General features: G+C 41.3%; 24 protein-coding genes. 10 read left to right on the top strand and 14 right to left on the bottom strand.

Annotated elements, in window-relative coordinates:
* Positions 1-2 precede the first annotated feature (2 nt).
* Entirely contained in the window at positions 3-683 is a 681-nt protein-coding gene (modB, locus tag EHS11_RS06480; RefSeq protein ID WP_135763577.1) for a molybdate ABC transporter permease subunit, read from the bottom strand.
* Positions 684-1,361: 678 nt separating this feature from the next.
* On the opposite strand from modB, the gene EHS11_RS06490 reads away from it, so the two are divergent.
* Positions 1,362-1,517 carry a type II toxin-antitoxin system PemK/MazF family toxin gene (locus EHS11_RS06490; RefSeq protein WP_246047637.1) on the top strand — a complete coding sequence of 52 codons (156 nt, stop codon included), beginning with the start codon at positions 1,362-1,364 and terminating at the stop codon, positions 1,515-1,517.
* Between the two features lie 52 nt (positions 1,518-1,569).
* Here the strand turns inward: EHS11_RS06490 and EHS11_RS06495 are convergent, their stop codons facing one another.
* The 4 genes from EHS11_RS06495 to EHS11_RS06510 form a co-directional block, all read right to left on the bottom strand.
* Positions 1,570-3,876: a DNA polymerase domain-containing protein gene (locus tag EHS11_RS06495; RefSeq protein ID WP_135763579.1), complete on the bottom strand. Its 2,307-nt coding sequence runs from the start codon at positions 3,874-3,876 to the stop codon at positions 1,570-1,572.
* 10 nt (positions 3,877-3,886) lie between these two features.
* Positions 3,887-4,171, bottom strand: coding sequence for a DUF8156 family protein (locus tag EHS11_RS06500; RefSeq protein ID WP_135763580.1), 285 nt, complete (start codon positions 4,169-4,171; stop codon positions 3,887-3,889).
* Between the two features lies 1 nt (position 4,172).
* Entirely contained in the window at positions 4,173-4,781 is a 609-nt protein-coding gene (locus tag EHS11_RS06505) for a hypothetical protein (protein ID WP_135763581.1), read from the bottom strand.
* A gap of 95 nt (positions 4,782-4,876) precedes the next feature.
* A complete protein-coding gene (locus EHS11_RS06510) occupies positions 4,877-5,680 on the bottom strand; it encodes an SDR family oxidoreductase (RefSeq protein WP_135763582.1) in 804 nt (267 codons plus the stop codon).
* Positions 5,681-5,978: 298 nt separating this feature from the next.
* Here EHS11_RS06510 and EHS11_RS06515 point away from each other — a divergent pair, with 298 nt between their 5' ends.
* The gene (locus EHS11_RS06515) at positions 5,979-6,302 is read left to right on the top strand and encodes a hypothetical protein (RefSeq protein WP_135763583.1); all 324 of its coding nucleotides are present in this window, start codon (positions 5,979-5,981) and stop codon (positions 6,300-6,302) included.
* A gap of 69 nt (positions 6,303-6,371) precedes the next feature.
* On the opposite strand, the gene EHS11_RS06520 is transcribed toward EHS11_RS06515, so the two are convergent.
* Together EHS11_RS06520 and EHS11_RS06525 are read right to left on the bottom strand one after the other, a co-directional pair.
* Positions 6,372-7,073 carry an SH3 domain-containing protein gene (locus tag EHS11_RS06520; protein ID WP_135763584.1) on the bottom strand — a complete coding sequence of 234 codons (702 nt, stop codon included), beginning with the start codon at positions 7,071-7,073 and terminating at the stop codon, positions 6,372-6,374.
* A gap of 103 nt (positions 7,074-7,176) precedes the next feature.
* The gene (locus tag EHS11_RS06525; RefSeq protein WP_135763585.1) at positions 7,177-9,300 is read right to left on the bottom strand and encodes a 7TM diverse intracellular signaling domain-containing protein; all 2,124 of its coding nucleotides are present in this window, start codon (positions 9,298-9,300) and stop codon (positions 7,177-7,179) included.
* Between the two features lie 160 nt (positions 9,301-9,460).
* Between EHS11_RS06525 and EHS11_RS06530 the strand changes: the two genes are divergently transcribed.
* The gene (locus tag EHS11_RS06530; RefSeq protein WP_135763586.1) at positions 9,461-11,653 is read left to right on the top strand and encodes a bifunctional SulP family inorganic anion transporter/carbonic anhydrase; all 2,193 of its coding nucleotides are present in this window, start codon (positions 9,461-9,463) and stop codon (positions 11,651-11,653) included.
* Between the two features lie 12 nt (positions 11,654-11,665).
* Here EHS11_RS06530 and EHS11_RS06535 read toward each other — a convergent pair whose 3' ends face one another.
* The 3 genes from EHS11_RS06535 to EHS11_RS06545 form a co-directional block, all read right to left on the bottom strand.
* Positions 11,666-13,450: an FG-GAP-like repeat-containing protein gene (locus EHS11_RS06535; RefSeq protein ID WP_135763587.1), complete on the bottom strand. Its 1,785-nt coding sequence runs from the start codon at positions 13,448-13,450 to the stop codon at positions 11,666-11,668.
* Positions 13,451-13,627: 177 nt separating this feature from the next.
* A complete protein-coding gene (gene purL, locus EHS11_RS06540) occupies positions 13,628-15,880 on the bottom strand; it encodes a phosphoribosylformylglycinamidine synthase subunit PurL (RefSeq protein WP_135763588.1) in 2,253 nt (750 codons plus the stop codon).
* A gap of 15 nt (positions 15,881-15,895) precedes the next feature.
* A complete protein-coding gene (locus EHS11_RS06545; protein ID WP_135763589.1) occupies positions 15,896-16,372 on the bottom strand; it encodes a flavin reductase family protein in 477 nt (158 codons plus the stop codon).
* Between the two features lie 124 nt (positions 16,373-16,496).
* Between EHS11_RS06545 and EHS11_RS06550 the strand changes: the two genes are divergently transcribed.
* From EHS11_RS06550 to EHS11_RS06565, 4 genes are all read left to right on the top strand, one after another.
* Positions 16,497-16,859 carry a Fur family transcriptional regulator gene (locus EHS11_RS06550; RefSeq protein ID WP_135763590.1) on the top strand — a complete coding sequence of 121 codons (363 nt, stop codon included), beginning with the start codon at positions 16,497-16,499 and terminating at the stop codon, positions 16,857-16,859.
* A 37-nt stretch (positions 16,860-16,896) separates the two neighbouring features.
* Positions 16,897-18,672, top strand: coding sequence for a DNA mismatch repair endonuclease MutL (gene mutL / locus EHS11_RS06555; protein WP_135763591.1), 1,776 nt, complete (start codon positions 16,897-16,899; stop codon positions 18,670-18,672).
* An 85-nt stretch (positions 18,673-18,757) separates the two neighbouring features.
* Positions 18,758-19,363: an RNA polymerase sigma factor gene (locus tag EHS11_RS06560; protein ID WP_210413644.1), complete on the top strand. Its 606-nt coding sequence runs from the start codon at positions 18,758-18,760 to the stop codon at positions 19,361-19,363.
* A gap of 4 nt (positions 19,364-19,367) precedes the next feature.
* Entirely contained in the window at positions 19,368-19,922 is a 555-nt protein-coding gene (locus EHS11_RS06565) for a hypothetical protein (RefSeq protein ID WP_135763592.1), read from the top strand.
* Here EHS11_RS06565 and EHS11_RS06570 read toward each other — a convergent pair whose 3' ends face one another.
* Positions 19,923-20,813 carry a tetratricopeptide repeat protein gene (locus tag EHS11_RS06570; RefSeq protein ID WP_135763593.1) on the bottom strand — a complete coding sequence of 297 codons (891 nt, stop codon included), beginning with the start codon at positions 20,811-20,813 and terminating at the stop codon, positions 19,923-19,925.
* 30 nt (positions 20,814-20,843) lie between these two features.
* Complete coding sequence (gene hpf / locus EHS11_RS06575) at positions 20,844-21,131, bottom strand: ribosome hibernation-promoting factor, HPF/YfiA family (RefSeq protein ID WP_135763617.1); 288 nt, start codon at positions 21,129-21,131, stop codon at positions 20,844-20,846.
* A gap of 135 nt (positions 21,132-21,266) precedes the next feature.
* Between hpf and EHS11_RS06580 the strand changes: the two genes are divergently transcribed.
* The 3 genes from EHS11_RS06580 (at position 21,267) to EHS11_RS06590 (ending at position 24,985) form a co-directional block, all read left to right on the top strand.
* The gene (locus EHS11_RS06580; protein ID WP_135763594.1) at positions 21,267-21,947 is read left to right on the top strand and encodes a hypothetical protein; all 681 of its coding nucleotides are present in this window, start codon (positions 21,267-21,269) and stop codon (positions 21,945-21,947) included.
* A complete protein-coding gene (locus EHS11_RS06585) occupies positions 21,944-23,533 on the top strand; it encodes a glycoside hydrolase family 57 protein (RefSeq protein ID WP_135763595.1) in 1,590 nt (529 codons plus the stop codon). The genes EHS11_RS06580 and EHS11_RS06585 overlap by 4 nt, the downstream gene beginning before the upstream one ends.
* 150 nt (positions 23,534-23,683) lie before the next feature.
* Positions 23,684-24,985, top strand: coding sequence for an ATP-binding protein (locus EHS11_RS06590; RefSeq protein ID WP_135763596.1), 1,302 nt, complete (start codon positions 23,684-23,686; stop codon positions 24,983-24,985).
* A 4-nt stretch (positions 24,986-24,989) separates the two neighbouring features.
* Here EHS11_RS06590 and EHS11_RS06595 read toward each other — a convergent pair whose 3' ends face one another.
* Positions 24,990-26,069 (bottom strand): protein-glutamate methylesterase/protein-glutamine glutaminase, encoded by a 1,080-nt coding sequence (locus EHS11_RS06595; RefSeq protein WP_135763597.1) that lies wholly within the window; start codon positions 26,067-26,069, stop codon positions 24,990-24,992.
* Positions 26,066-26,869 carry a CheR family methyltransferase gene (locus EHS11_RS06600; protein ID WP_135763598.1) on the bottom strand — a complete coding sequence of 268 codons (804 nt, stop codon included), beginning with the start codon at positions 26,867-26,869 and terminating at the stop codon, positions 26,066-26,068. The genes EHS11_RS06595 and EHS11_RS06600 overlap by 4 nt, the downstream gene beginning before the upstream one ends.
* Positions 26,870-26,876 lie beyond the last annotated feature (7 nt).

The following is a 26,876-nucleotide window of genomic DNA, read 5'->3' on the forward strand; positions in this document are numbered from 1 at the left end:
GTTTACCAATGGGACTTTTTCAAAAGAATTCCTGATAATGTTAAAACTATAATGCAGATTATGGAAGCAAGAAATACCAAAACCAGGGAAAAATCATCCTTACCGGATTGAACAGAATCGTAAATCGCAAGGGCGATCGTTTGCGTTTTGTTCGGAATATTTCCTGCGATCATCAAGGTGGCTCCAAATTCACCGATCCCTCTGGCATAAGCTAACATAGACCCGGCGAGAATGCCTCTCCAAGACAAAGGAAGGATCACGAATAGAAATGCGGAGAGCCCGGATTTTCCCAGAGTTCTTGCGGTTTCTTCGTATTCGGGATCCAAGTCTTCGAAAGAGGCTTTTGCGGAACGATACACCAAAGGAAAAGAAACGATCATGGAAGCTAGAATGGCCCCGTGGATATGAAATATTATGGAGTAATTAAAGTATTCTAAAAGTGGGGCTCCGAAAAATCCCTTTTTGCCGAAAAGGATCAGAAGATAATACCCGAGTACTGTCGGCGGCAAAACCATCGGAAGAGTCAAAATCGCATCAACCAAAGCTTTTCCTAAAAAAGCGGAACGGCTCATCCAATACGCGAAAAAGATTCCAAGGAAAGTCGCAAAGATCGTGGAAACGATTGTAACCTGTAGAGTGAGGAGCAATGGAGATCGGACGGTTTCCCAGGGAATAGAATCCATATTTAAGGTTTCCTTTTTCTCGTTTCCATTCTATTCCTGGATCTGTTTCCCTTTTTTCAAGCAGATTCGGAGTTTCTTTTCTGCGACTTATTGCGACGACGAACCTTAGCTTAGAAATCTGGTAAACGTTCGTCCGGACATGATGGCGTCTTTTCGCTATGAATTCTAGATTTACCACTGATTCGTTCTGTCATTTTAGTCTTCTGTGGTTTTCGTAGTTATCGTTCAGGCTTTTTTGCTAATCATAATTTTCGTCTTCGCGTTTCCTAAATTGAAGCAGCAGCTATCTATTGAAAATATTTTTCTCCGTTCGCAACTTACTATTTGGAAAGGTTAGGCATTAAACACAAAAGGACGTCCATTCGATCCTCCTTGGCAAAAAGGCGAACTTTTTCTTAGAATTTTCGGGAACATGCAAGGAAGAATTGCCAATTCGATTGGAATGTGTTAGTTGGAACTCATTGGGTGGCTTTGTGGTTCACCCCACCCAAATCAGGGCGGGGATACCAAAATCCCACCTTATAAGGAGAGCTTGGAAGAATTTATCCAAAATCATTCAGAAAACGCAATCACTGAAAGGTTAAATCAGATTTATTCTAACGATCTAAATAACCGGGATAGTTTTGTTTCGGACATTTCTCTTCATGCTCTTCGAACGAATTTAAAAAATGATTTGTGGTGAGATTTGGTGGGCTGATCAAGGATTCTGTTATTAATGTTTCTCAGATTGTCAATCTTGACAGGTCAAGATTTGTTAAAAAGGCGGGAAATTTAAAATCTAAGCTTTTAGAAAAAGTAGAAGAAAGCTTAAACATTATTCTTTCTATAAAATAACGGAAAGGTCGCCAAAAATCGAATCCGATTTGCATACAGGAAATGAAATTTTTCAAATATCCGTGAAAGGTAAAAACATTTGATCTTCTTTTAAAGAATCAAAATCGGTGAAAGAGGCGAAAGGTGCCCAGATTTCCCTGAATGACGAGGCCAAAAGTTTTCTATAATAATTTGTGTCCCAATGGATTGTTTTTCCTTCCCTTTTTAATTCCAGCAATTCTTTCACCGCATAACGAATTTCGCTCACCTTGGCCTTGCTTTTCACAACCAGGTAATGGATCTTTTCTCCAGCTTCTACTTGCATTCCCAGATCTTGCAATTGTAAAAGAGAAATGGCGCTCGGTCCATGTACCTGATATTCGTTTATGGTTTTGGAAGTGGATCTTCGCATTAGCAATTTTCTCCAAGGAACCGATCCGGCTTTCAGCATATCATCATGTGTTTGGTATATGGATAAAATTTCCTCTTCCGAATCTTTCAATTCTTTGATTGTTGCTTTTGTCGCCATCCATTTTACCATTTCAGCCTGCGCATTGGTGATAAACAGAGGCAGATCTTTTCTTCTGGAACCGATCCCTCTGGACTTCAATTCACCCGATGAAAATCTTCCCATATAACGGTTGGCTACCGGCATATTTGCATCTTGCGAAGAAGGAGGAAATAACAACCAGGTATAAATCCCGTCCGTATCCATCTTTATTTTTGTGCGAATTTCAACTTCTTTGGATAAATCATCTAACTCTGATTTAGTGAAAGGTTCTGCATTTTCCTTTTGGATGAATATGCTATCCGTGATGGCGTGAACCAATATGTATCCTCTTTCTTCCGCCACTTCTTTTGCGGTAAGCAGTTTTTCCCGACCGAATGCGTTTACACTTTCGTGACTTTCCAATCTCCCGAACTTTGCATTACGATAACCCAGATAACCGAAAGATGTGACCAACATCCATTTTAAGCTGGATTGTTTTCTATCGTAGCCGATAGACCTTTCTCCGGTAGTTTCTTTTTTCATTCTTTTATAATAGGACCTGCGTTCCAATACATGTTCCAGTGCAATCGAGACTACGCCTCTTCGTTTGTCGCAAATTTTATAATCCAGTTTTGGCACTTGCGGAACATCCGGATCGTCGGTGCAGCAGAGACAGTTTACACATTCGGGAGAAATATTATGAAGCACCATAATACTCGGATACATTTGTGCAAAATCCAATTGGGCTACATTTTCCCAGATATAACCTTTGTATATATCCGGTTGAAAGACCAATCCTCCCCGGTCGGCATTGAGCAGTTGTAAGGCTGTCTTCGGAGCTTCCACCGCGCTTTTTTGCCAGGGAACCAAATATCCCATCCGAAGTGCCACATCAATTTCAATATAAGTGAGCGCCTTTCCCGTCGATGCGCGTGCCATTTTTTGGATGGGAAGTCTCGAGATTCTTGCCAATTCATAAATTCCGTATAGCTCCGCTTCTTTATGAACAAAGCTGTTTTTGGAATCTATATGCCATCTTCCGAACAAAGGATAGGAAGGTGCTCTGTATACTATGGTTCCGTAAGTGCTAAAGCTGGTTCCTTTGGTTTGGATCTGCCTTCGGATGGGTGCTGTTTTGTCCCGGTCGAAGGCAGGCATATATTTTAACTTTTGTGAGGTGAAAAACAGATAAGGAAATATAATCTGGTCTCCGAAACTGGATAGAATGATATCCGGGTCTTCTTCCGTGAGTATTTGATGCAAGCTGGTCAATAAAGAATGGGGATCTTTGGCGGGCAATTCGTAACTATCATTTACGATCAGTGAATTGGAAACGATTGGGATGCGGTGGCTTTTCAGAAGAGAGAGCGTTAATGTTTTGAGATTTGGTATTTCATATTCCAAATCGGTCGGCTTTGTCAACGGATCTATATGTAAAATCTGCTTTCCCAGATTCGTTTCCTTGTAAGTAAGAATCAACTTGCAAAGTGGAAAGATTTTTTTTTCGACCATATAACTGATGGGTAGATCAATATCAGAATGGTAGATATCGAATTTACCATACAATGCGTAAAGCTTTCGGGTGATTGTAGGCAGAATGGAGGGTTTTGATAAAGTAATTCGCAATACATTTGTTAATCTGTTTTGATAGAATAATCTTTTTTCTTCGAAGTAGGGTTTTTCCGCGAGAGCGGACAATTCGTACAAACGGTGGACTAATTTTTTCAATATTTCGGGAGGACCATCCGCATAAATCACCGGCTGGTAAAAATCATAAAACAGAGTGTTCGCTCCCGTATAATCTTTCATCCAAAGATAGATGCGGTCTTCCGTATGATAAACATCAAATAAAAATCCTTCTACCTGCAAAGCTCTGTCTGATAGATTCATAGATCGACCCTCAATGTCTTTCCAAAGAAACCTCTTTTTGATTGTTCTTGCATTTTTCTATTTCGATTTTTAAAAAGGAGACTTCTTTTTTCAATTGAATTACCATTGTGAGGAGCATAGAGTCGATCGGATAGGGGGAAGATGCCATAACTCCCGCTTGGACTTGCAATTTGGCATCCCGGATCAATTCGTCAAAGACCTCCTGGTCCTTCTTTCGGAGTCCACGCCTAAATTCGGTTAGGTTGCTTTCTATCTGCTGAATCTGTCTGGAATAGGGAACGACCGTTCTGCCCATACTACCTCAACAAACGGGTCTTTCTGGTCTTGATACGGGAAAGTCCGTTTTGAATTTGCAATTCCCAAAGGTCTTCCGATGTTTCCATAAGCTTGGGAAATATTGTTTGAAAATTTTTATGTTTATAGCTGATGGATTCAACTACAAGTGTGGGAATTTTCAAAGATCGGATTTCTTTTAAAATATCCACCATTTTCTTTAATAAAAAGAGCCCTTCGTCGTCCGCCACATCCGGATCGAAAAACTGTTTGCAAGGCGCCAGCAGAAAATAAATCATATCGCTATTTCTTTGTTTGGTGATGGAATGCAACGAGTCTAAAATCTGATAAGGAGTGAAAGCCCTCTGTACGAAAATTTTTTCGAGTATCGGCTCCGGAGCGATGGAATGTTTTCTTGTTTCGTTTGTAATTCGGAATGGGTTGAAGCAGATCGCACAATCCAGATTAAAAACGGAAAAACCGGAAATCGCAAATACATACTCCCAATGCAATGCCAAACGATAGATCCCTTGTTCTCTGACTCCAGTGAGCATGGCGATCCCGTTTCTTTCCCATTTCACAATGGGGGCGTCCATTTCTTCTTCTCGCAAGTTCATAACTGCGGTAGTCATACATATACTATATATATGTATTGTAAAAATATGTAAAGTAAATAATAGAGAGCCTTGGTCTTTGTGAACAGACTCTCTTTCAGCTTAGGGGAAAATCAGGTTACTTTTGTCTTTGCGATGAATCCTGCAAAAAATTTCGGAAAATGTTTGTGCAAAAAAATTCCCAATTTTTCTTTCGGACCGGCAATCACTACTTCCAATTTTTCCAAAGCGATTCCTTTTAAAATTTCACGGGCGCAGAAATTAGGATCCAAACCTTTTTCAATCGCTTCATCCGTGCTTCCTTGTTTTTTATTCTCTTTGGTCAAAGCGTTCTTTGAAATTTGTGTTCGGATGAAGCCGGGATAGATCAATGTGACTTTGATATTCTCCTTTCGGTTTTCCGCCCGCAAAGCTTCATAGAAGCCGGTTAATGCGGATTTGGTGGCGGAGTAACCTGTACGAAGAGGGACACCGAACTTTCCCGCTACGCTGGAAATTGTGGAAATCCAACCGGTCTTCTTTTCTCTCATCAAAGGTAATACCGCAAGAGTGAGAGCTATATTGCCGAAATAATTTACTTTCATCAAAGATTCGTAAATCACCATTCCTGTCTCATGAGCAAGCGACCTTTGACTGATCCCTCCGTTTCCGATCAGAACGTCAATGGTTCCGAATTTTTGAATCACTTGTTTTACGTCTTTATCGAAATCCTTATAATTCTCCAAGTCCAAGGGAAGGATTAGACTATTATCACTTGTTAGTTGGTTTTCCTTGGCTACTCTTTCCAACTGATCTTTCCTACGAGCGGAAAGTACGATTTTGGCACCTGTTTTGGACAATTCCTTTACCAACGCTTCCCCTATCCCGGACGAAGCACCGGTAATCCATACCACTTTGTTCTGATAAAATTTGTTCATTTTGCCCTCCGTAGCCTAAATGGACTCCTCTCTATTTCTTCTACAACTTTAAAAATAGTTCCTCTATTCTTATTAAATGAGATATATCTCAAAAATGAAGTATTGGTCAATATTTAAAATCAGGCTAAAAAACATAAAATCGGGAAGGGGTTCGGATCATTGCCATTGACGCGGATTGGTCTGCGATCCGATTTAGAAAATTGGAATTCGTTCCCAAACTTCCACGCAAAATAGCAAATAAAAAGCTCGATTAAAATGATTTTTCCGTAAACAATAGGTCTTTCCGAGGGAATACTAAATGTCCGAATATTTGATTATCTTTACTATCCTCATTCTTTCTCATTCCGATTTGAAGTTATTATATGAAAAAGTGAATGTAAAAACAAAAACATCTCTTGAACGAAAGGAATTTACCTTTCCCAATTCGCAGAACGGATTTGTATCTCTTACGAAAAAGACGGAAGAATTGAAACAGAACGAGCCTACACGCGAATGTCTTTATGATTTAAGCGAAGATGGGGGAGGGTTTCTTGGAAAATTGGCAAAAATGGAAAAGAAACCTCTGCCCAAAAATATTTTCGACCTTGCCGATCTCTGTAAACTAACAGTGATTAAATATTGATTTTTTCTGTTCTACGTAAAGGATATTACGCAGACTAAAATCAGTTTGATTTGATATCGTATTAAATGATTAAGGTTCGTTCAAAGTCACTGTAAGAGAGACCTGGTCAGATTTTTTTTCTATTAAAAAAACTTCCGAACCGCTGGACTCGACCCAGACTATATCAATCAGAATAGATTTCGCATAACCGTCCTTATCTCTTGTTAATTTGAGAGTCACTTCGCTGGATTCTGCATTTTCTTCCGGGACCTTGGTGAAAGATTTTTCATCGGGTAAAGAGAGGGGAGAAATATATCTTTTTTCAAGTCCTTTCAATATTAGAAATATTTCTTCCGGAGTGGAATTTTTGAAACCGATCTTTGTCGAGGAGGATCCGTCTTTGGAGGAAGTTTTTCCTATACTTGCACCCACTGACTTTGCATAAGTAAAGACGCTATTTTCATCCGAATCGGAAGGAGTTCGTAGTCTGCTTAAAAAACCGTCAAACACATATCCGGTGTTAGTTCCTGATTCCGCTTTGATCCAATTGCCCTGGATTCCTGAAAATTTCCCAGACTTGCCAGTGGTTTCCAATAGTTTTAGTTTTTCCCCGTAGGAAATGCTTGCGATAACTTCGGATTTTTCGGACGGTTCCTTTCTCATGCGAAGAGAGGATAAAACATGAGAATATAGGATTTCGTTCTTTGCATACCGCGGAGAAACTGCCTTCCCTTCGGAAAGGACTCCCGACAAAAGAACTAAGATAAAAAAATAATTTCGGATCGGTTTCATTTGTTCTGCTTTCGTTTCCTTTTATAACCTTTGGTTATCTGAATTTATTGAGATCAAAAACCGAATTTGATCGGAGTCAATATTTTTCCTGTATTTTCGCGGATTATAATTTTAGAAATCCGCTCCAATCTTCGGGAGGAGGGTTTTCTAAAAACTCCTTTGCCCGTTTTGCATAGGAATGTGCGGCGTTGTCTTCGGGACAAGCGTTAATACATTCTTGAAATAATTCGAGAGATATTTGGAAATTTCTCATTTTATAATGATGCATTCCCTGATAAAATACAGGATAACTGCCGTTCTTCGCTTCTCTGATTTCGTGAGTGTCCGCATCCAATACTTCGTAGATTACAACCGGTTTGGTTTTACCTTTTACAATCACCGAATCTATTTCTCTGAATTGAAGATCGTCGTTTTCATCTATGTTTTTTCTGACGGTATCGCTTGCCAATATGGGGATTCCGAAATTTTTAGTCAGGCCCTCCAGTCTGGAAGCAAGATTCACTGTATCTCCGATAACGGTCGTATCCAGTCTATTTGATTCGCCTACGGTTCCTAGCATTACGCTTCCGTGATGGATTCCGAAACCGGCTTCCAATTGGAATTCTCCTGTTAGGTGGTGTCGCATTTCGTCGACTTCTTTTTTCATGGCAATGGAAGCATGTATTGCGTCCGCAGGTCCTCCGGGAAAGAGTGCCATGATTGCGTCGCCGATGTATTTATCAATGAATCCGCCGTGTTTTGCAATGGCGGGACCAAGCCTTTCCATATATTCGTTCAGAAGCAAAAATACGTCTCTTGCATGATTGGATTCCGACAATCTTGTGAAATTTCGAATGTCCGAAAAAAGGATAGTCATTTCCCGTTCCACCGAATCTCCCCGCATAACTTCGAGTATGGATTTTCGTTTCAAAATTTCCAAAAATTGGTTGGGAACGAATCTTGAAATGGAAAGATTGATTCTTTTTTCTTCTTCCAGTGCTTTCTTTTGGGATTCGAGTAGAGCCTGTCTTGCTTCTTCTCTTTCTTTTTTGAGCCGGTTGATCCTGTCCCCGATACCCAGACTCAGGAATACTCCTTCAAACAAACTTCCATACATCGGGCTATAGGAAATAAAACTGGAATAATCGATAAAACCCAAGTTCATTAAAATAAATAACATCACACTGACGATGAGAAAAGACCAAGCGATCAGAAAGTATTTCGCTCCTATAAATCCTTCTCTGAATCTTAAGATCGCTGCCATCGTAATGATGATGATCCCGAACATGGGAACTATATTTGCAATCCGGATATGATCGACTATCGATAGAAAGAACATGGATAAAAGGGCAAGAGTATCCATCAGTATGGAAAATTTTAATAATTTTTTTATCCGAGTGTTTTCTTTTTCGGGAAATAGAAAGACCCAGGTGAAAATGGTTGCAGCAATCGTAGACAATAACGAGAAAACGGGACCTAACATTATGATAAAAGTATTTTGTGAAAAATCAACCAGAGGCAACCATTGGTTGTTGCTGTTGAAAATGAAAAAGGCGAAACAAAACAGATAAATGCAGTAAAATAAAAACAAACGGTCCTTTGTTGAAAAATACAGAACCAAATTGTACATGAGCAACAGTATCATCGCACCGTAATAGGCACCAGAGATGAAACTAGTCAGTCGGTCAAACTTATCGAAATCCTTGTCGGTAAAGAAGCGTAATGGAAGTAAGGTGGCAGACTCCGTTTCCACTTTTAAAAACAATCTGACTGTTTTACCTTTTGGGAGGAAAAAAGGAAAAACAGGATATCTATTGGGGTAGGCGAGCTCTTCCAGAGAAACCTTTCTTCCTCCCAGTTTTTTTGTGTAAGTGTTTGTAATCGGGTCTTGCACGTAAAATTCTATTCTGGACATGGATGGGGTATCCAAGGAGAGCACCCAGTTTTCGACATCGACATTTGTTTTTACGTCCAAACGATACCAAAGAGTTGTTTCCAAAATGCCGAATGCGGTATTGTGTTTGGAATGAATCCATTCTGACTCGGGCAGAAGAGACGCCTTTTGTATATCCAATTTTTTTTCTTTATCGAATAAGAAGACGGCGGATGCATTGCCATATAGCCATCGTTCGCTTGGAAGCAAGGTGAATACACCTGATCCGTCGTTGCCTTTATAAACCTTGCAATAACCGGCATGAAAAAAAATAATAGATATAATAAAAATTCTAACTGCTTTCTTAAGAAGCATATGTTTACCTGAACTTAAAAATTATAAACGGATCTAGCCTGAGACTATATACTATTTTCATAAAATAGAACTCAATTTTCTCAGGCTACATTGAAAATTAGACTTTTATTATGGTATATGGGTTTATCTTTTAGTGTCTAAAAAATCGGAATTGTAAATTATGAAAAATTTTTCTATAAAAGATGATTTGATAGCAGGAGCGGTTGTTTTCCTTGTCGCCGTTCCTCTTTGTTTGGGGATTGCTTTGGCTTCGGGAGCTCCGTTGTTTTCCGGGCTGATCGGCGGAATTATCGGCGGGGTTTTTGTTTCCTTGGTCAGTAAGTCCCATACTAGTATCAGTGGACCTGCTGCCGGTCTCAGTGCGGTTGTTTTTAGCGGTATTGCAAGACTCGGCTCTTATGAAGCTTTCGCTTTGGCTGTCTTTTTTGCGGGGGTTTTGCAGATATTCGCCGGGTTACTTAGGTTAGGTGTTGTTGCCAATTATTTTCCTTCGAGCGTGATTCACGGACTTATGGCAGCCATTGGTACCATTTTAATTCTGAAACAGATTCCCCATTTGGTAGGCTTTGACAAAGATACGGAAGGAGATTTTGCTTTCTTTCAATCGGATAATGAAAATACTTTTTCCGAGTTATTGAATGCGGCGAACGGATATCAGATCGGATCGCTTCTGATCGGAGTGAGTTCCTTGCTCCTTTTGTTTTATCTGACCAAAAGAAAAAAAGAAAATTCCGTTCCTCCTTTTTTTACGGTGATTCTTTACGCTTTGGCTTTGAATTTTATTCTGGAAAAAATTTCATTTTTTCCCGCAAGCGGATCTCATTTGGTAAATGTTCCGGTCAGTTCCAATTGGAACGAGTTCCTTCAGTATTTCACATTTCCCGATTTTTCTTATATAACAAATTATAAGGTTTATCTGACAGCTGCGGTAATTGCCATAGTTGCTTCTTTGGAAACATTGCTGAATATTGAAGCAGTAGATAAGCTTGACCAACACAAGCGGCACACTCCACCAAACAGGGAGTTATTGGCACAGGGAGGAGGAAATATTCTTTCCGGGCTTTTGGGAGGACTTCCTTTAACCTCGGTGATTGTTCGGGGAAGTGTAGGAATCCAGGCCGGAGGACAAACGAAATTCACTTCCTTGGTCCATGGAATTTTGATCTTACTGGTCGTTGCTTTTTTCCCGAAGATCCTGAATCGGATCCCTCTTTCCGCACTTGCCGCCATTCTGATTGTTACCGGCTATAAGTTAGCAAGTGTTTCATTGTTTCGGAATATGTATAAAAAAGGAAACAATCAGTTTTACCCTTTTCTGATAACAATCATTTCGATTGTTTTTACGGATCTTCTCATTGGTATCACCATCGGTATCACTGTAGGTTTTTTCTTTATCCTGAGAAACAACATGAAGAATGCATTTCAAATTATTGAAGAGAGTCGTTATAATAAAATCACAACAAGAATCCGTCTTTCCGAAGAAGCGACTTTTTTAAACAAACCGTTCTTAAAAAACAAACTCTACGAATTTCCGAACGGATCAAGTGTTACTTTGGATGCTTATTCTGCGGAGTATGTGGATCCTGATATCATTGAAATGATCAAAGACTTTGCGGAAACAGTTGCTCCCGAAAAAAATATAGAAGTCAATTTGGTCGGATTCAAAGAGAATTATAGTTTTATTGACCATTATCAAAGGGTAGATGTGGTAACTTCAGAATTGCAAAAATCCATTGCACCGGAAGAGATCCTTCGGATTTTAAAAGACGGAAATCTTCGGTTTGTCTCGGGGAACCGAATCGAAAAAGACCTGCTGCATCAGATGAATCTTACTTCCGAAGGGCAAAACCCTCTCGCTGTAGTACTGAGCTGTATGGATTCCCGAACTTCCGTAGAACTGGTGTTTGATATGGGACTAGGAGATCTTTTTAGCATCAGGGTAGCCGGGAATGTTGTGAATCCTGATATTTTGGCAAGTATCGAATACGCCTGTCAGGTGGTTGGAACCAAATTGATACTTGTTTTGGGGCATACCGGTTGCGGTGCCATCAAAGGTGCTTGTTCCGATGTTAAAATCGGAAAATTGCCAATTTTACTGAAAAAAATCCAGCCTGTCATTGCGGAAGAAAAATCGATTAAATTGAATCGAAATGCGAATAACGATGATTTTGTGAATAAAGTGGCTCTACTCAATACAAAAAAAAGTATGCAGGACATTATGAACCAAAGCCCACTTATCCGGAGTTTGGTTCAATCCGAAAAGGTAGGTCTCTACGGAGCGATGTATGACATTCATTCGGGTGAAGTTCGCTTTACGGAAAAGTATATTGCAAAAACAAAAACCCGCAAATAAAGATGTTACGTATTATAAGGAAAAACTGCTTCCGAAGTAATGGTTCCCTCCGGCAGTTCCTGTGATCGTGGTATTGGCAGAACTCGCATTTGTGGAAACTGATCCTGTTGACTGACTATGAAAAATATATGTTTCTCCTTGGTTATTGGAACCTTGGCCTGCGTTTCTGCTGGCGGCACCTACGATGACGTCAGAATATCCGTCTCCGTTGATATCGTGGAAGCTGACGTTTCCGAAGTTGTCGCCTCCGACGATTCCCACCTGAGTAAAGTTAGCTGCTGCGGGTCCGGCACTGGAAACTCCGCCCGACCCGGAAGAGAGAAATACATAACTTTCTCCTACACTGGAATTTCGAAGACGTGCTCCCACAAGAAGGTCTGCAAAACCATCGCCATTGCAATCTCCTAATGCGACTTGACCGAGTTGATCGGCAGCCGAGGTTCCGCTTAGAATCGCCCCGGCGGAGGAAGCTAAATTACTGGGTATACCGGAAGAACTTCCGTAAAACAAATAAGCCTGTCCTTGGTTTGAACCGAGACCTGCATTGACACCAATCCCACCTACGAAAAGGTCTCCGTATCCGTCTCCGTTCACATCTCCGATGGGGACTCCGCTTCCTCCAAACTGTCCGATCGATCCTGTACCAGAAATTACCGTATTAGCAGAACTTGCCGCAGCCACATTTGCGATTCCGGAAGAACTTCCGAGAAAGACGTATGCCGCACCCATGTTCGAATTTGCACTCATGGCTCCTACGGCCAGATCGGCAAAACCATCGTTATTGGTGTCTCCGATGTATAGGCTGGTTCCGAAATTGTCTCCTCCGCTAACACCTATTTGAGTTGAATTTGCCGCACTTGCACTGCCTGTAGAAATACCAGAGGAGGAACCATGAAAAATATAAGTCGCTCCTTTTGCGGTACTTGCAGAAGTCGCTCCGACTGCTAAATCCGCGTATCCGTCCCCATTCACATCCCCTATATGAACTGTTCCGAAAAGTTCTCCTGAGTTAATGCCTGTTTGTATCGAATTCGCTGCACTTGCATTTGAAGAAGATATGCCTGCCGAACTGCCGTGAAAGATATATGTCTGGCCCGTGCTTGCAGAAAAGCCGGAAGCACCGACCGAAAAATCACCGAATCCGTCTCCGTTTACATCACCTAACGCCAGGCTCACTCCGAACAGATCAGTACTTACTATGCCTGTAAGAACCGTACTCGCGGAAGCGGCACCCATCGTGGAAATTCCATTTGCACTTCCGTAAAACAGATAGGCTTTGTTCAGTCCTTTGGCTCCGACTCCCAAATCAACATAACCGTCTCCGTTCACATCCTTGTTAGATCCTTTAATAAGTGTAATACTGCTTGATTCGGGGCTGGATCCGCTTGCGTTTCTTCCTCGGATTTGGATCGTATGTTTTGTTCCGTCTTTCCAGGTTGAGGCACCGATCGGCAATTTGAATTTCCACGGGTTCGTTCCTTCTGCGGAGGAAAAGGCGCCGTTGTCGATTGATAGTTCCACAAGGGAAACATCCGCATTGGCCGTGCCGACGAGAAACCCGGTCTGAACTAATCCTTTATTCAATACATTTGTGATCTTGGGTGTTTCCGGTCCTTGGGAATTGCTAACACAGGAAGGACTCGCCGCACATCTAATCCATTGGAATAAGAAATAATCGCTGCTTGCATAATCATTGGGATTGTTGAGATGGAGGGGGCCGCAAGAGAAAAACTGCAAGCTGAGTGGTAATAAATAAATGAAGCCGGTTTTATTAAGATTTTTTATATTTGTTAGCATCAGTATACACCTGCATCGGGTAGGGTTGAACTTTGCCACCCGATGCGTCTCTTATCTCATATATTTGTCCATAATGCAAACCAAACATACCACGAAATAAATTTTTTACAAACCGGTTTGCCTTTTATTGGCAGGGTATTTTTTTCCAATGGAAAATATAAAGGAATCTATCTTGTATTAGCTAAATGTACCTGCAAGTCCTTCTTCAAAACGGAACGTCAGATCCGGAATCTTCCAATTGGTTTTGCCTTCTTTCAAAATGAGGTTCAATTCTTTGGTTTCGGAAAAACCTCCGATTGCATAAGCAGTTAAACCTTTTTTTTCAAACTCTTCTTTGATTTTAGATCCGTCCGTTGTTTTTGCAGAAATGATAAAGCTTGCACCTGTCTCACCGAATAACAAAGAATCTATTCTTCTTCCGCTAGTCTGCAAGACGGAAAGATCTGCATTCAAACCTAGTTCTCCTTGGATCGCAATCTTTGCGAGTGCCACAAGAATTCCACCTAAGGATAAATCTTTTGCGGAAGAAATGATCCCCGCTTTATGAAGAGAAAGTAGAGTATCGATTGTATCTTTTTCTTTTTCCAAAGAGAAGTTGGGAATTTTTCCGGTATCCAGTTTGTGAAATACGGAAAGGTATTCCGACCCGGATACGCTGGGATCAAAATGGCCTACTAGAAAAAGGGATAAACCGGATTTGTCGGAAGTCTTCGGATAAGTGTGGAGCCCCCGGGATACGTCATCAATGAGTCCCACCATACCGATGGTAGGTGTAGGGAACACCGGACCTTCGGGGGATTCGTTGTAAAAGGAAACATTTCCGCCTGTGACGGGCAAACCCATGTAACGACAAGCATCTCCCAGTCCCCGCACACATTCGCTGAATACATAATAGTTTTCCGGAATATAAGGATTTCCGAAATTGAGATTGTTGGTCACTCCGTAAGGTGCAGCACCTGTAGAGGCAACATTTCTAGCCGATTCGCAAACAGCCCACGCAGCACCTTGGTATGGATCCAAATACGTGTAACGGGAGTTACAATCTGTTGCTATCGCGATTCCTTTTTTTGTTTCGGGAATTCTGACAAGTCCTCCGTCTTCTCCGGGAGGCACTACTTTTACGAGTCCCACCTCGGTGTCATACTGTTCGTAAATAGGTCTGCGAGAAGATAAATTCCAGGAAGCTAAAAACTTAGGTAGATCGGAATGCGCCTCGTCCAAAGAAATTTCAGGAAGGGAAGACTCCAGGAATGTTTGCACCTGATCCAGGTAAGCCGGTCTTTTTTCTTCCCGTACATATCTGGGAGCGCCGCCACCGAGAACCAGTGACTCCGCAGGAATCTCCGCTTTCAGTTTTCCATCTTTTCGGATACGAATCATCCCGTCTCCGGTGACTGTTCCTATTTCTACGGAAGCAAGTCCCCATTTATGAAAAATTTCACTGAGTTCCTTTTCTTTGCCTTCGACGGGAACCACTAACATCCGTTCTTGGGATTCGGACAACATGATCTCGTATGCGTTCATTCCTGATTCGCGGAGAGGAACTTTGTCCAGATCCACATCCATTCCGGTTTTGCCTTTGGCACTCATTTCCGAAGTGGCACAGGAAATTCCCGCAGCACCCATATCCTGGATTCCCACAAGGACTTTCTTTTGGATGGCTTCAAGAGACGCTTCCATCAAAAGTTTTTCCATAAACGGATCTCCCACTTGCACGGCAGATCTTTTTTCTTCCGATTCTTTGGACAAATCTTTGGAAGCAAATGAAGCTCCGTGAATTCCGTCACGTCCTGTGGTTGCGCCTACGATATATACTTTGTGTCCTACTTTTCCGCTTGTGGAAGCGGACGCCATCTGGTCATGTTTGGCGATTCCCACTGTCATCGCATTTACCAAGGGGTTTTTGGTGAATGTAGGGTGGATGAATAATTCTCCTCCTCCTACGGCAATTCCCAATGCATTTCCGTAATCTCCGATGCCTTTGACTGCGCGTGAAAGAAGATATTTGTTCCGAGGCTCGGATGGTTCACCAAACCTGAGTGAGTTGAGAGAAGTGATCGGTCTTGCGCCCATGGTAAAAATATCTCTCATGATTCCGCCCACACCTGTTGCAGCACCTTGGTAAGGTTCTACGGCGGTGGGATGATTGTGGCTTTCTATTTTGAAAACGACTGCAAGCCCGTCCCCAATGTCCATGGCCCCCGCGTTTTCTTCCCCCGCCTGGGCGAGAAGTTTGTCCGATTTAGTGGGAAGTGTTTTTAGTTTGAGAATGGAGTTTTTATAAGAACAATGTTCCGACCACATGGCTGAAAAAATTCCAAGTTCTGTGGAATTGGGAACTCTTCCTAAAATATTTTGAATTTGATTGAATTCGTCTTCGGTTAACCCGTGTTCTTTGGCGTCGTTCAGTGTTACAGAATCTTTTTCCATTCGTAAGAGATTTCCTTAAATCGTATGATAGTTTCGGTTGAAATAAAGCAGAGGGGCGTTCTCACTCGAGTTACTGTCTTCCACATGTCCGATCATGATCCAATGGTCGCCTGAATCTAAAATTTGAAACAAAGAACAGTCCAGGGAGGCTAAGGTCCCGTTCAGAACGGGGGCACCGGTGACCAGGCGAATTGGGTTTTGACCTGCTAAAACTTCTTCTTTGTCCAGGGAACTAGAGGCAAAATCAGCGGAAATTTGTTTTTGTTCCGAACTGAGAATATTCACTGAAAATGCATTTGCGGACTCGATTGCCTCTTTTGCCGGACTATTTTTGTCCAAACAGAAGAGTACCAATGGGGGTTCCAGGGAAACGGAACTGAAGCTGGAAACCGTAATTCCGCCCTTTTTAGCCTTGGATTCGTAACAAATCACAGAGACACCGCTTGCCCAAAGAGATAATGCTTTTTTGAATTTTTCGGAAGAAACTGCCATTCTTTGTCGTCTCCTAGTTCTAAATTACAGGATTTGGAATCATTCTGAAAAAGAAAATCAATTTGACCATTTTCGGCGGGAACCATTCTAATCTATAGTAGGGCCTAAGAGGAAATTAGACTTCATGAAAACTCTGACAAAACACCGAGAACTTGTGCTCCAGGACCTAATGGAGAGAAAAGACCATCCTACGGCAAAGATGGTTTTCGAATCGGTACGTTCGAAAGCAGACCGAATCAGTTTTGCTACCGTTTACAATTCTTTGGAATATCTCGTTGAGAATGGAATGGTAAATAAACTCAATATCGAATCCGACTCCGTTCGTTACGATGCATTCCTGGACAAACACTCCCATTTGATTTGCCGTTCCTGCGGAATGGTGATGGACATCCCATCGGTCACTCTTCCCAATTTGGAATTCCAGCACCTTGGATTTGAAGTGGAACACGTAGACATCAATATCATCGGTCGTTGCCAAAACTGTTAATTTGACGAACAAGCGCCCGGATTCTTAGCTTGTATATATGGGCATAATCAAAACTCTTTCTGCGGACTTGATCAATCAAATCGCCGCAGGGGAAGTGATCGAATCTTCTCATTCCATCCTCAAAGAATTACTCGAAAACTCAATTGATGCAGGGGCTGAAAAAATCGAGATCCTCACGGAAAATGCGGGACTCGGCAAAATTATAGTTTCTGACGATGGACATGGAATTTCCGAAGAGGATCTGCCTCTTGCCGTTCAGCGTTATGCGACGTCCAAAATCCAAAGTTTCCAGGATCTGGAAAATGTATACACATTCGGATTTCGCGGGGAAGCTCTCGCTTCCATTGCATCCGTCTCTCATCTAACTGTTGATAGTGGAGTTGGAGAAGGAAGAACTGCTTTTCGTGTGCATGTGGAAGACGGAAAAATTAAAGAAAAGGAAATGGTTCCTCATTTCAGAGGAACCAAAATTGAAATCAGGGATTTGTTTTATAATACTCCCGTTCGCCGCAAATTTCTCAAATCCGAGATAGGAGAGGAGAAAAAAAACAGAAACAGAGTGCAGGTCACGGCTCTCGCAGAACCATCTGTCGGTTTTCGTTACATGCAAAACGGAAAAGAGGTTTTGAATGTTTCGAAAGAATCCCACTTCGAAAGGGTTCTTTCCGTGTTCGGTGAAAATCTAAGAGACCATCTACTCATCGTTCGTATCGAAAGAAACGGAGTGATCCTGGAAGGTTGGATTTCTCATCCGGATTTTTACAAATCCAACAGAACGGGGCAATATTTCTATGTAAATAAGCGTCCTGTAGAGCTTAAGTTCAGCTCACAAATTTTGAAAAAATGTTATGGAGAGTTGTTACCGTCGGGCGCTCATCCTTACGCGTTTTTATTTTTTACCATCCCTCCCGAACATCTGGATGTAAATGTACATCCCCAAAAAAAAGAAGTCCGGTTCCTGTCGGAGGAAACCATTACCGGGTTGCTCTTCCAAGGGATTCAGAATGTGTTACGTTCTTCCACTCCCGTGGAATTTTTGGAAATGCGTCGCAGACTTTCCATGCCGATTCCTTATGATAGGGCGGAGGAAAACAGACAGAGTTTCGGATTTGCAACCGGAGCCGGGGAAAGCCCCGGTCTCGGACTTCCTTCCACATTGCCGTTTCGTTCCCATTATTCTTTGGAAGGAGTGGAGCCCGGAATCAACTTATTCCAGTTAAGCGACAATCCTAAAAAACATCATTCCTTTGTTCCTAAAAAACATTACGGCATCATCTTCGAAACATTTATCCTGGCTGAGGCGGAAGACGGACTTTATATCATAGATCAACACACTGCTCATGAACGGATTCGTTATGAAGAAGTACTTCGCGATTTAAAACAAAAAGCATATAAGGCACAACCTCTTCTGACTCCGATTCGGATCGAAATGACAAAAGAAGAGGCAGAGGACGCATTGAAACACAGTGAGTCTTTGGAAAAACTGGGAATACTACTCGAACCTTTTTCCGGAGGAACGATCCTCGTTCGGGAAGTTCCCAGTTATATCGATCCGGGAAAAGAACAGGAGACCATTCTTGATTTTTTCGAGAGAAAAGCGGACAAAGACGAATCCGAGTTATACGATGAGATGGCAAAGTGCGTAGCTTGCCGTTCGGCCGTCAAAAAAGGGGATCAGATTTCCGATCAGATCATTGCAGAGTTATTACAAAGGCTTTCCTATTGCGAAAATCCTTCTCTTTGTCCTCATGGTCGTCCCACTCTGATCAAACTCACACGTTATGATTTGGAAAAGATGTTCCATCGGATTTAGAAAGTTTGCAAAAGCGCGAGGGATTGGGGCTTTCTTTGGCTCTAAAAACATTGAATTATTTAACGCCAAAACAATACTTGCTCCAATGCCACGTCCACTAGAAGGCAAAAACATGACCCTCCGGGATAAGGAAAAAATCCTTCTCCAAAAGATCAAATCGGGGGACCCTACCGCCTATATGACACTTGTTTCTCCTTTTCGGGAGAGACTATTCCGTAAGGCAGTTTCCATGGTCAAAGACTCGGATGATGCGGAAGACATCGTTCAGGAAGCATTGATTTCCGGCTACCGCTCGATACAAAACTTTCGCGCCGAAGCAGGGGTTTATACCTGGCTTTATCGGATTGTAGTCAACAAGTCAAAGGATTTGCTCGCAAAACGCAAACGCGGCAAAGAAAAGCCTATGGATGACTCCGGGGACAACCAATTCGTAGACGATCGAATGGGTTATGAAAAAAAATTAGAACTTTCTGAAGAGTCCAGTTATCTAATGGATAAGATTGGCCTGCTGGAAGATTCCTACAAACAAGTTCTAGAGCTGCGTTATTTCGAAAATCTTTCCTATAATGAGATTGCCGAAATCATGGAAACGAATGTAGGGACAGTCAAAAGTCGTCTCTTTAAAGCGAAGGAGTTTCTAAAACACCTAATCCTCAAAGACGAAAGAGGAGAAGGGTTTTTTGAGAAGTAATATTATGAATATTAGAAATTGGTTGCGTGCGCAGTATCCTCACATATTTTCCGATGAAAAAGAATCGGTAGTACTCGAATCCCATCTCTGTAATTTATTTACGGAACTGCGGAAAAAAGAAGAAACCATCATGCCGCGTATGTCCTCTGACTTTGATACCAGACTTGCCAATCTGCTCCAAAGTGAAAGAATCGAGTCTCCCTCCGCAAACCGTTTTTTGTTTATCAAAAACGTTCTCGAAAATAGAAACCTTCAATACTCCTTTTCTACCGTGATGCTCCTCAGCCTTGTGATTGTTTTCGCGAGCCGGTATTCTTCAACGGAAACCAAACTCAATGATTCGGCAGGAGTTGTGATCGACAATACTTCCTATTTAAATGAGCCGACTAGTATTGATTTGAGTGCAGGCAGTCAAAAACAGGAATTTATCAATCGTTTGAAAACGGAACCGACTTCGATCAGCGGCTTAAAGGAATTGGAAACTTATTATTTGAATACGGGTAGGGGAAGTGCCGCAGAGGAAATCCATTACCTGATTGAAGCTGCCACAGAACGTTAATCAAATCTCTTCCAAGATTTTTTGCGCAAATAAAACGGCATCTCTGGCGACTCCTTGTGGTGCCGTTTCTATAATAAAGTAGGCGTACTGTTCGATCCTGCATTTTATTTTAAAACTATAACCGCTTCCTTTTTTTGCGGACTCACTGAGTCTTGTTATCTCCTTTTGCCAGGATTTGATGTCTTCTATGTTTTCCTTTTTTCCCGTCACAAATAAACCGCTTTTCCAAGCGAGGACCGGTAGGATTTCCTTTAGTTCGTCTTCGGTTTTCACCAAGGTTTTAGCTTCTTCGATCAAAGGCAATAGGGGAGGCCAACTAACAAGATCCATTCGGAATTGATTGGGATCGTCCAGGAAAGCGGATCTGTAAGTTTCTATTCCTTCTTTTTCTTTTCCGGTCATACAGTAACTTTCCGCGAGGAAAAATTTTAAGTTCGGGGAAAACCTGTTTCTTCCGCTGGAATATTGAATGATTTCGAGAGCGGTTTTGTAATCTCCGATTTTGATAAGACATACCGCAAGATCCCCCAATGTTTCCGAATCCAGTGCATTGGCGCCTTCCCATTGGTAGGCAAGTTTCAAATGCCCGGCTGCTTCTTCCAGAACACATTTCAGACAGGTATGATACGGTTCGGTAGTATCCAGATTTCTTTTTTTTGATTCTTCTTCAAAAAGGGAAAAATATTCGAGAAGTAGATTGCCCCGGTCTTTCCCCTCTCTGGTTCGCAAAACAAGATCCAGTCGGTTGTCCCAAAAACTTGCTACGAAGTAGCCGCTGATATATTCCAAGTCTTCCGGATCTTTGTCTAAAAGTACGGAATAAACCGATTTTGCTTTTTCGAACTCTCCGAGGGAGAGAGAATGTAGTGCCTCGTCTGATTTTTGGAACATCCTCGGAGAGAGTTTCCCGGCTATGTTATCTTAGCGAGAGCTTTTTTTGTCGTGGTGTTTGCCCACTTGGGAAAGGATTTTGTCTTCCAGTCCGTCGATACATGCATAAATATCCTTGGATTCGTTATGAGCGTTGAAATGGTTTCCGTCTGCGTTGAGTTTGAGGTTGGCGTGGATTTCTCCGTGGATGGTTTCGAAAGATACTTCGCATGATAATACTTTCCCCACATATTTCGTTACACGTTCCAGCTTTTCATTGCCGTATGTTTCTGCAGCTTCGGAGCGGTCTAGGTGTTTCCAAGTGTAATTAATTTTCATCATTCATCCTTTGTTTGTAATTCGTAATAAGCCAAAAAAAAAGAGAGTCAAATAAAAAAGAATTGAAGACCCCCTTCTTCGCAGTTACAACTATAAACGAATTTCCCGGTAAAGGAAACTAAGATTTTTATCTTCATGGCAGACCCAGATTCAAAAAAGCCAAGTCCTAAAAAAAAGACGACTGCAGGAAAAAAAACTGTATCTACGGACCCGATTGAAAAGATCCAAACGACTTTGAAAACTACTAGCCCCGGCTATCTGATTTATAATGATCCTAAATTTCTAAAACCGATTCCACCAGTAGAAAAAGATTTGGTGAAGGTCCTTGTCAGAAATCCTAAAGAAGCATTTGTATTTTGGAATTTTGATCCTGAGAGATTCAGTTCTCTTCCGATAGAATTGGGTGCTCCTTCTATGGAACAGGTTCATTTTAAATTGAGAGTACAATACAAAAAGGAATCCGGTTTTGCGGAAGACTGGCATGATCTTTCCGCTTTTACTTCTTCCTATTACTGCAAATGGGATGTTTCCGTAAAAGAGATCAATGCTTCCCTGTTTGCATTCTTCGGAGAAAAATCTTTTTTCTGTTTGGAAACAAAAACAGGAGATTTACCAAAAGCCACCGAATCATTTCTGTTAGATGAAAAATGGATTCACCCGAATTGGGCGGAGTCCGGCTGGATAAAAAAAATTGATTCCGGGCATTGGGTCTTTTCCGAAACTTACTTATCCGCCGAATCTGAGAAATCACTTCAGAATCCGGGAATATTGGGCGGATCTTCAGGATTCGGTTCTCATTCGCATATAAGCCAATGACAGACCCTAAAGGTTATTTATTGCTTATGCTGCATGCCCACCTGCCTTTTGTTAGGCATCCTGGCTATGATCTTCCGTTCATTGAAGAAAACTGGTTGAACGAAGCGATTTTGGAAACCTATATTCCTTTGATCCGTGTATTTCAGAATCTAAAAAAGGAGAATGTTCCTTTTCGGATTACAATGTCTTTTACTCCCACATTGTCTTCCATGCTTGTAGACGAATACCTTCAAAATCAATTTCGTAAATATATAAAAAATCTGATCTCTCTTGCCAAAGAAGAAAAAAAGAGGACAAAGTTCGATCCTCATCTGAATTATTTATCGGATTATTATCTTTCTCATTTTGAAGACAGTCTTTCCGTTTTTGAAGAAACGAAAGGAGATTTGACAAAACAGTTTTTACCTTTTGTGGAATCAGGCCATCTGGAGATCATAACAAGTCCTGCTACTCATGGTTTTCTTCCTTTTTATCAATCAGAACCCAGCATCATTCGCTCTCAACTAAGGAATGGTAGGCGGACATTTCGCAAAATTTGGGGACGTGATCCAAAAGGAATTTGGCTTTCGGAATGCGGATATTATCCCGGACTAGAAGATGATTTGGACAAAGAAGGCTTTCGCTATTTTTTTGTAGACACTCATGGGATAAATCATGCGAGTCCTAGGCCGATGTTCGGAGTGTATTCTCCCGTGGAAGTAGGATACGGAGTGTTCGCATTCGGGCGTGACAAGGAAAGTTCGCGTCAGGTATGGAGTTCGATTGACGGTTATCCCGGAGATTTTCATTACCGGGAATACTATAGAGACATCGGCCATGATTTGGATTATAATTATATGGAACCCTTTCTGAATTCCAACGGAATCAGAATCAATACTGGAATCAAATACCATAAAATCACGGGCAAAACGGCACATAAGGAATACTACCGCCCTCTGGAAGCGATGGAGATTTGCGGCAATCATGCAGAGGATTTTTTAAGAAACAGAATTTCTCAAGCGGAAGCGTTATATTCCGAAAACAAACAACCGGCGATCATCGTATCTCCGTATGACGCAGAGTTATACGGCCACTGGTGGTATGAGGGCCCTCAATTTATCGAGTTTTTATTTAAAAAAATACATTTTGATCAGGATGTGATTCAAACCATTCATCCTTTGGAAGCAACAAGAGTCGTTCCCAAAGTTCAGTCCGTAAAGATGCAGATGTCCAGTTGGGGAGAGAACGGATACGGAGATGTCTGGCTGAATCCTTCCAATGACTGGATTTACAAACACATCCATTCCTTATCCATTGATATGTTCCATAAAACAAACGAACTGAAAGATTCTAAAGATCCGTTAATCATTCGTGTTCTCAAACAGATGGGAAGGGAACTTCTGCTTTTGCAAAGCTCGGATTGGGCGTTCATTATGAAAACAGGAACGATGGTGGATTATGCAATTCGCCGAACAAACGTTCATTCTAATTTGTTTTTACATCTGAAATCAATGTTGGATACGGGAAATATGGATGAAGCTTCCCTTGCAAAAATAGAGTCCGAACACAATTTGTTTCCCGATATCCAAGTCAGCGACTTTACCTAAAGAGATCCAAGACAGTTGTGCAAACTGATCTTAATTCCAATAAATTGGAAATAAATTATTAATTAATCTGTCGGTTTAAATGTTCATTTAACTTTAGATAAGTGATATTTTTTCTATTTTTTTGTATGATCTTTTGATTATTTTCGTCCTATGATTTTGGAAAAGGTGGCATACATGTACATGATTTCAGATATTTCCGAGAAAAATCTGTTTTCGGGGTTAGATTTTATTTCAGTTCTAGACGGTTGGTCCTCCTTGTTGCCCGAAGGGAAATATTTCATTTTTGATGCGGAACTTATCTGCGTATATGCGTACGAACCTTGTCATATTTCTAAATCTCCAAAAAAAGAATTAATCGGAAAAAAATACGGAGAATTTCCAAACAGATTTCTTCCGATTTGCGAAGACAAATTTTTGGATGCACTTCATGGAAACCCGATTCAAACGGAGATTGAGTTTGACTATCATACTTTTCGAATTCAAATTTCTTCCATTTCCCTTCCGGAAAGCAAAGATAAATTCGTTTTTCTTTCGGAATTGGACATTACGGAAGAAAAACGGAAAGAGAAAGATATGCTCGGTGTTTTGGAAAAGCAACTCTGCTTTTTAAAACAGGAAGAAGGATTGTATAAGGAAATTATTTCCATATTCAATTGGAGGCAGGAAATAGAAGGCAAGGGCGGGAATCGGATTTGGATGAAACAGGCGTTACCAAATTTGAATATTTCTTTAATGCAAGGCTCAGGGATTGGTGCACTCATCACAACAGTTGGTGCGGTGCTTGAGATAGCCGAAAAAGAAGAAACAAACGCAAAGATTCCTCTTCCTTTTCTAAACTTATTGGAAGATAATTTTGTAACTACAAAGAGACTTATTCAAACAATGGCGGATGCTCAGATAGTCTTTGAAGAAAGTAATATGGATATGGGTGAAGTTACTCTCGGAGAAGTCATTCATTTGGTAGAAATTGAGGCAGACTATTTGAAGGATATGTTTGAGATCAAGAAACAACAGTTCATCGGTTCCGTTTTAACGGACACAAATAAACAGAAAATAAAAATCTGCAAAAAATCCCTTCAATCCATTGTGAGAGAAGTTTTGATTAATGCGATGAAGTATTCTCCTAACATGACAAATATTATGGCAATATTCCTTAGAACGGAACGGGATTTTATTATTAAATTTATAAATCCTCCGAATTATAAAGAGATTGAGGATTTAGACTGTAGGAACTCGGAAGAAATTGCTTTGTTTCAACCGTTCTTCCGCTTGCAGAAAGCCGTAGATGAAAGGTATGTGAAAGAAGAATTTGGGATCGGACTTGGGTTGCCTGTGGTTAAAAAATTATGTGAAGATATGAATGCGAAAGTTTATTTTACAATCTCAAAGTCGAATATTTACGAAAATGAGTCAAAGGAAATATGTATTTCCTTGCGATTTCCCATGGAATGATTTTTTAAAACCTTCCACCGCTGTGTCCCGCCTTGGATAGAATTTCAGTTGCCATCATTCTAAGAGGCAATACCGCTTCAGCAGCACCTAACAAGATTGCTTCTTTCGGCATTCCGAAAACGACGGAACTTGCTTCGTCCTGAGCGGCGGTATAGGCTCCCGCTTTTTTCATTTCCAATAGTCCTCTGGCACCATCATCTCCCATTCCGGTCATAATAATTCCGATTGCATTCTGACCTACATGTTGGGCTACGGAACGAAAAAGTACGTCTACGGAAGGTCTGTGGCGATTAACGACGGGCCCTTCTTTCACCTCCGCATAAAATCTGGCACCGCTCATACGTACCATTAGGTGGCGATTTCCTGGTGCGATCAGTGCTCTTCCCGGAATGATTTCGTCTCCATTCACAGCTTCTTTCACTTCAATTTGACAAATTGAGTTTAGGCGCTTTGCGAATTGTTCCGTAAATTTTTCGGGCATATGTTGAACGATAGCGATCGGAGGGGAGAGTGGTGGAAGTGCGGTAAGGATTGTTTCCAATGCATTGGTTCCTCCGGTGGAAGTTCCTATGGCGACTAACTTCCAGGTTGTTCCTGTTGTCATCAACGGACTTAGAGACGATTGTTTGTAATGCGATTGTGCGGGTTTGGAAGTATAAGAAGCTAATTTTCCCACACGAGCTTGAGATGCAGCACGAATGATTTGCAAAAATGTTTCTGCAGATTCTTCCAAAAAACCAACTATATTTAACTTTGGTTTGCCGATGATATCTACCGCTCCCGCACTGATTGCCTCCATTGTCACAGCCGCTCCTTCCGTTGTAAGGGATGAACATATGACAACGGGAGTGGGTCTCTCCGCCATGATTTTTTTCAGGAAAGATATTCCGTCCATTCTGGGCATTTCAATGTCCAAAACGATTACATCCGGCCAAACAATCTGCATTTTCTGCATAGCAAAGATCGGATCGGAAGCAGTAATGATTTCCTCAACCATCGGATCTTTTGCCAAAATGTCCGAAAGATTTTGACGAACTACTGCGGAGTCGTCAACGACCATAACTTTATAGTGGTGATTGCTCATAGTTTTTTGTAGATTGATGTTTGTAATAACTTAAAATTGTGATGAATCCCATTCAACGATTCTGAGTGGCCTATGATCAAGATAGATCCGTGAGGTAACATTGATTCTATTTTATCTATGATTTTTTGTTTTTCCTTTTGTTCGAAGTAAATCAATACGTTCCTTAAAAATACTATATTAGGGCGGAACCTTCCCGGCAAGTCGCTGAAATGCATCAAGTTCATCGTTTCAAAATGAACGCCAAATCTTATTTCTTTCTCGAAAGTAAAAGACCCTTCATATTCCTGTTTGCCTTTTAAACAATATCGTTTGGTATAATATTCTGGTATTCGTTCCGACCCTTCAATTGGAAAAAATCCTTCTTTCGCATTCTCAATGCTTTCCGTACTTATGTCCGTTCCTAGTACAGACCATTTTCCCGGGCCCAGTCGGTCATGCAGAACCAATGCCGCGCTATATGCCTCTTCTCCGGTGGATGAGGCGGCGCTCCAAATTTTAGAAGGAGGTGTTTCCTCTTTCGCCAACAGTTTATCAATAAATTGAAAATGATCCTGCTCTCTAAAAAAATGAGTAACATGAGTTGTGATCAGATTGATAAAGACTTTTTTTTCCTCACCGGTTTCATCCCGTTTCAAAATGTCAAAGTATTCACCATACGAATGACAGTTATGTGTTACTATTCGTTTGAACAAACGACTTGCGATCAGCTCTTTCTTTTTACCGGTCATCCGAATTCCGGTATACCGAAAAATTAAATCGGAAAACGACTGAAATTCGGATTCTTTCAGGGACAAATGCATATTTCGT

The organism is Leptospira ilyithenensis (genome assembly GCF_004771005.1).
Lineage (GTDB): Bacteria > Spirochaetota > Leptospiria > Leptospirales > Leptospiraceae > Leptospira_A > Leptospira_A ilyithenensis.

Bases quoted from the DNA above. Each gene is read 5' to 3' on its own strand.
- modB (WP_135763577.1), bottom strand. From the start codon at position 683: ATGGATTCTATTCCCTGGGAAACCGTCCGATCTCCATTGCTCCTCACT.
- EHS11_RS06495 (WP_135763579.1), bottom strand. From the start codon at position 3,876: ATGAATCTATCAGACAGAGCTTTGCAGGTAGAAGGATTTTTATTTGAT.
- EHS11_RS06500 (WP_135763580.1), bottom strand. From the start codon at position 4,171: ATGGGCAGAACGGTCGTTCCCTATTCCAGACAGATTCAGCAGATAGAA.
- EHS11_RS06505 (WP_135763581.1), bottom strand. From the start codon at position 4,781: ATGACTACCGCAGTTATGAACTTGCGAGAAGAAGAAATGGACGCCCCC.
- EHS11_RS06510 (WP_135763582.1), bottom strand. From the start codon at position 5,680: ATGAACAAATTTTATCAGAACAAAGTGGTATGGATTACCGGTGCTTCG.
- EHS11_RS06515 (WP_135763583.1), top strand. From the start codon at position 5,979: ATGTCCGAATATTTGATTATCTTTACTATCCTCATTCTTTCTCATTCC.
- EHS11_RS06520 (WP_135763584.1), bottom strand. From the start codon at position 7,073: ATGAAACCGATCCGAAATTATTTTTTTATCTTAGTTCTTTTGTCGGGA.
- EHS11_RS06525 (WP_135763585.1), bottom strand. From the start codon at position 9,300: ATGCTTCTTAAGAAAGCAGTTAGAATTTTTATTATATCTATTATTTTT.
- EHS11_RS06530 (WP_135763586.1), top strand. From the start codon at position 9,461: ATGAAAAATTTTTCTATAAAAGATGATTTGATAGCAGGAGCGGTTGTT.
- EHS11_RS06535 (WP_135763587.1), bottom strand. From the start codon at position 13,450: ATGCTAACAAATATAAAAAATCTTAATAAAACCGGCTTCATTTATTTA.
- purL (WP_135763588.1), bottom strand. From the start codon at position 15,880: ATGGAAAAAGATTCTGTAACACTGAACGACGCCAAAGAACACGGGTTA.
- EHS11_RS06545 (WP_135763589.1), bottom strand. From the start codon at position 16,372: ATGGCAGTTTCTTCCGAAAAATTCAAAAAAGCATTATCTCTTTGGGCA.
- EHS11_RS06550 (WP_135763590.1), top strand. From the start codon at position 16,497: ATGAAAACTCTGACAAAACACCGAGAACTTGTGCTCCAGGACCTAATG.
- mutL (WP_135763591.1), top strand. From the start codon at position 16,897: ATGGGCATAATCAAAACTCTTTCTGCGGACTTGATCAATCAAATCGCC.
- EHS11_RS06560 (WP_210413644.1), top strand. From the start codon at position 18,758: ATGCCACGTCCACTAGAAGGCAAAAACATGACCCTCCGGGATAAGGAA.
- EHS11_RS06565 (WP_135763592.1), top strand. From the start codon at position 19,368: ATGAATATTAGAAATTGGTTGCGTGCGCAGTATCCTCACATATTTTCC.
- EHS11_RS06570 (WP_135763593.1), bottom strand. From the start codon at position 20,813: ATGTTCCAAAAATCAGACGAGGCACTACATTCTCTCTCCCTCGGAGAG.
- hpf (WP_135763617.1), bottom strand. From the start codon at position 21,131: ATGAAAATTAATTACACTTGGAAACACCTAGACCGCTCCGAAGCTGCA.
- EHS11_RS06580 (WP_135763594.1), top strand. From the start codon at position 21,267: ATGGCAGACCCAGATTCAAAAAAGCCAAGTCCTAAAAAAAAGACGACT.
- EHS11_RS06585 (WP_135763595.1), top strand. From the start codon at position 21,944: ATGACAGACCCTAAAGGTTATTTATTGCTTATGCTGCATGCCCACCTG.
- EHS11_RS06590 (WP_135763596.1), top strand. From the start codon at position 23,684: ATGATTTTGGAAAAGGTGGCATACATGTACATGATTTCAGATATTTCC.
- EHS11_RS06595 (WP_135763597.1), bottom strand. From the start codon at position 26,069: ATGAGCAATCACCACTATAAAGTTATGGTCGTTGACGACTCCGCAGTA.
- EHS11_RS06600 (WP_135763598.1), bottom strand. From the start codon at position 26,869: ATGCATTTGTCCCTGAAAGAATCCGAATTTCAGTCGTTTTCCGATTTA.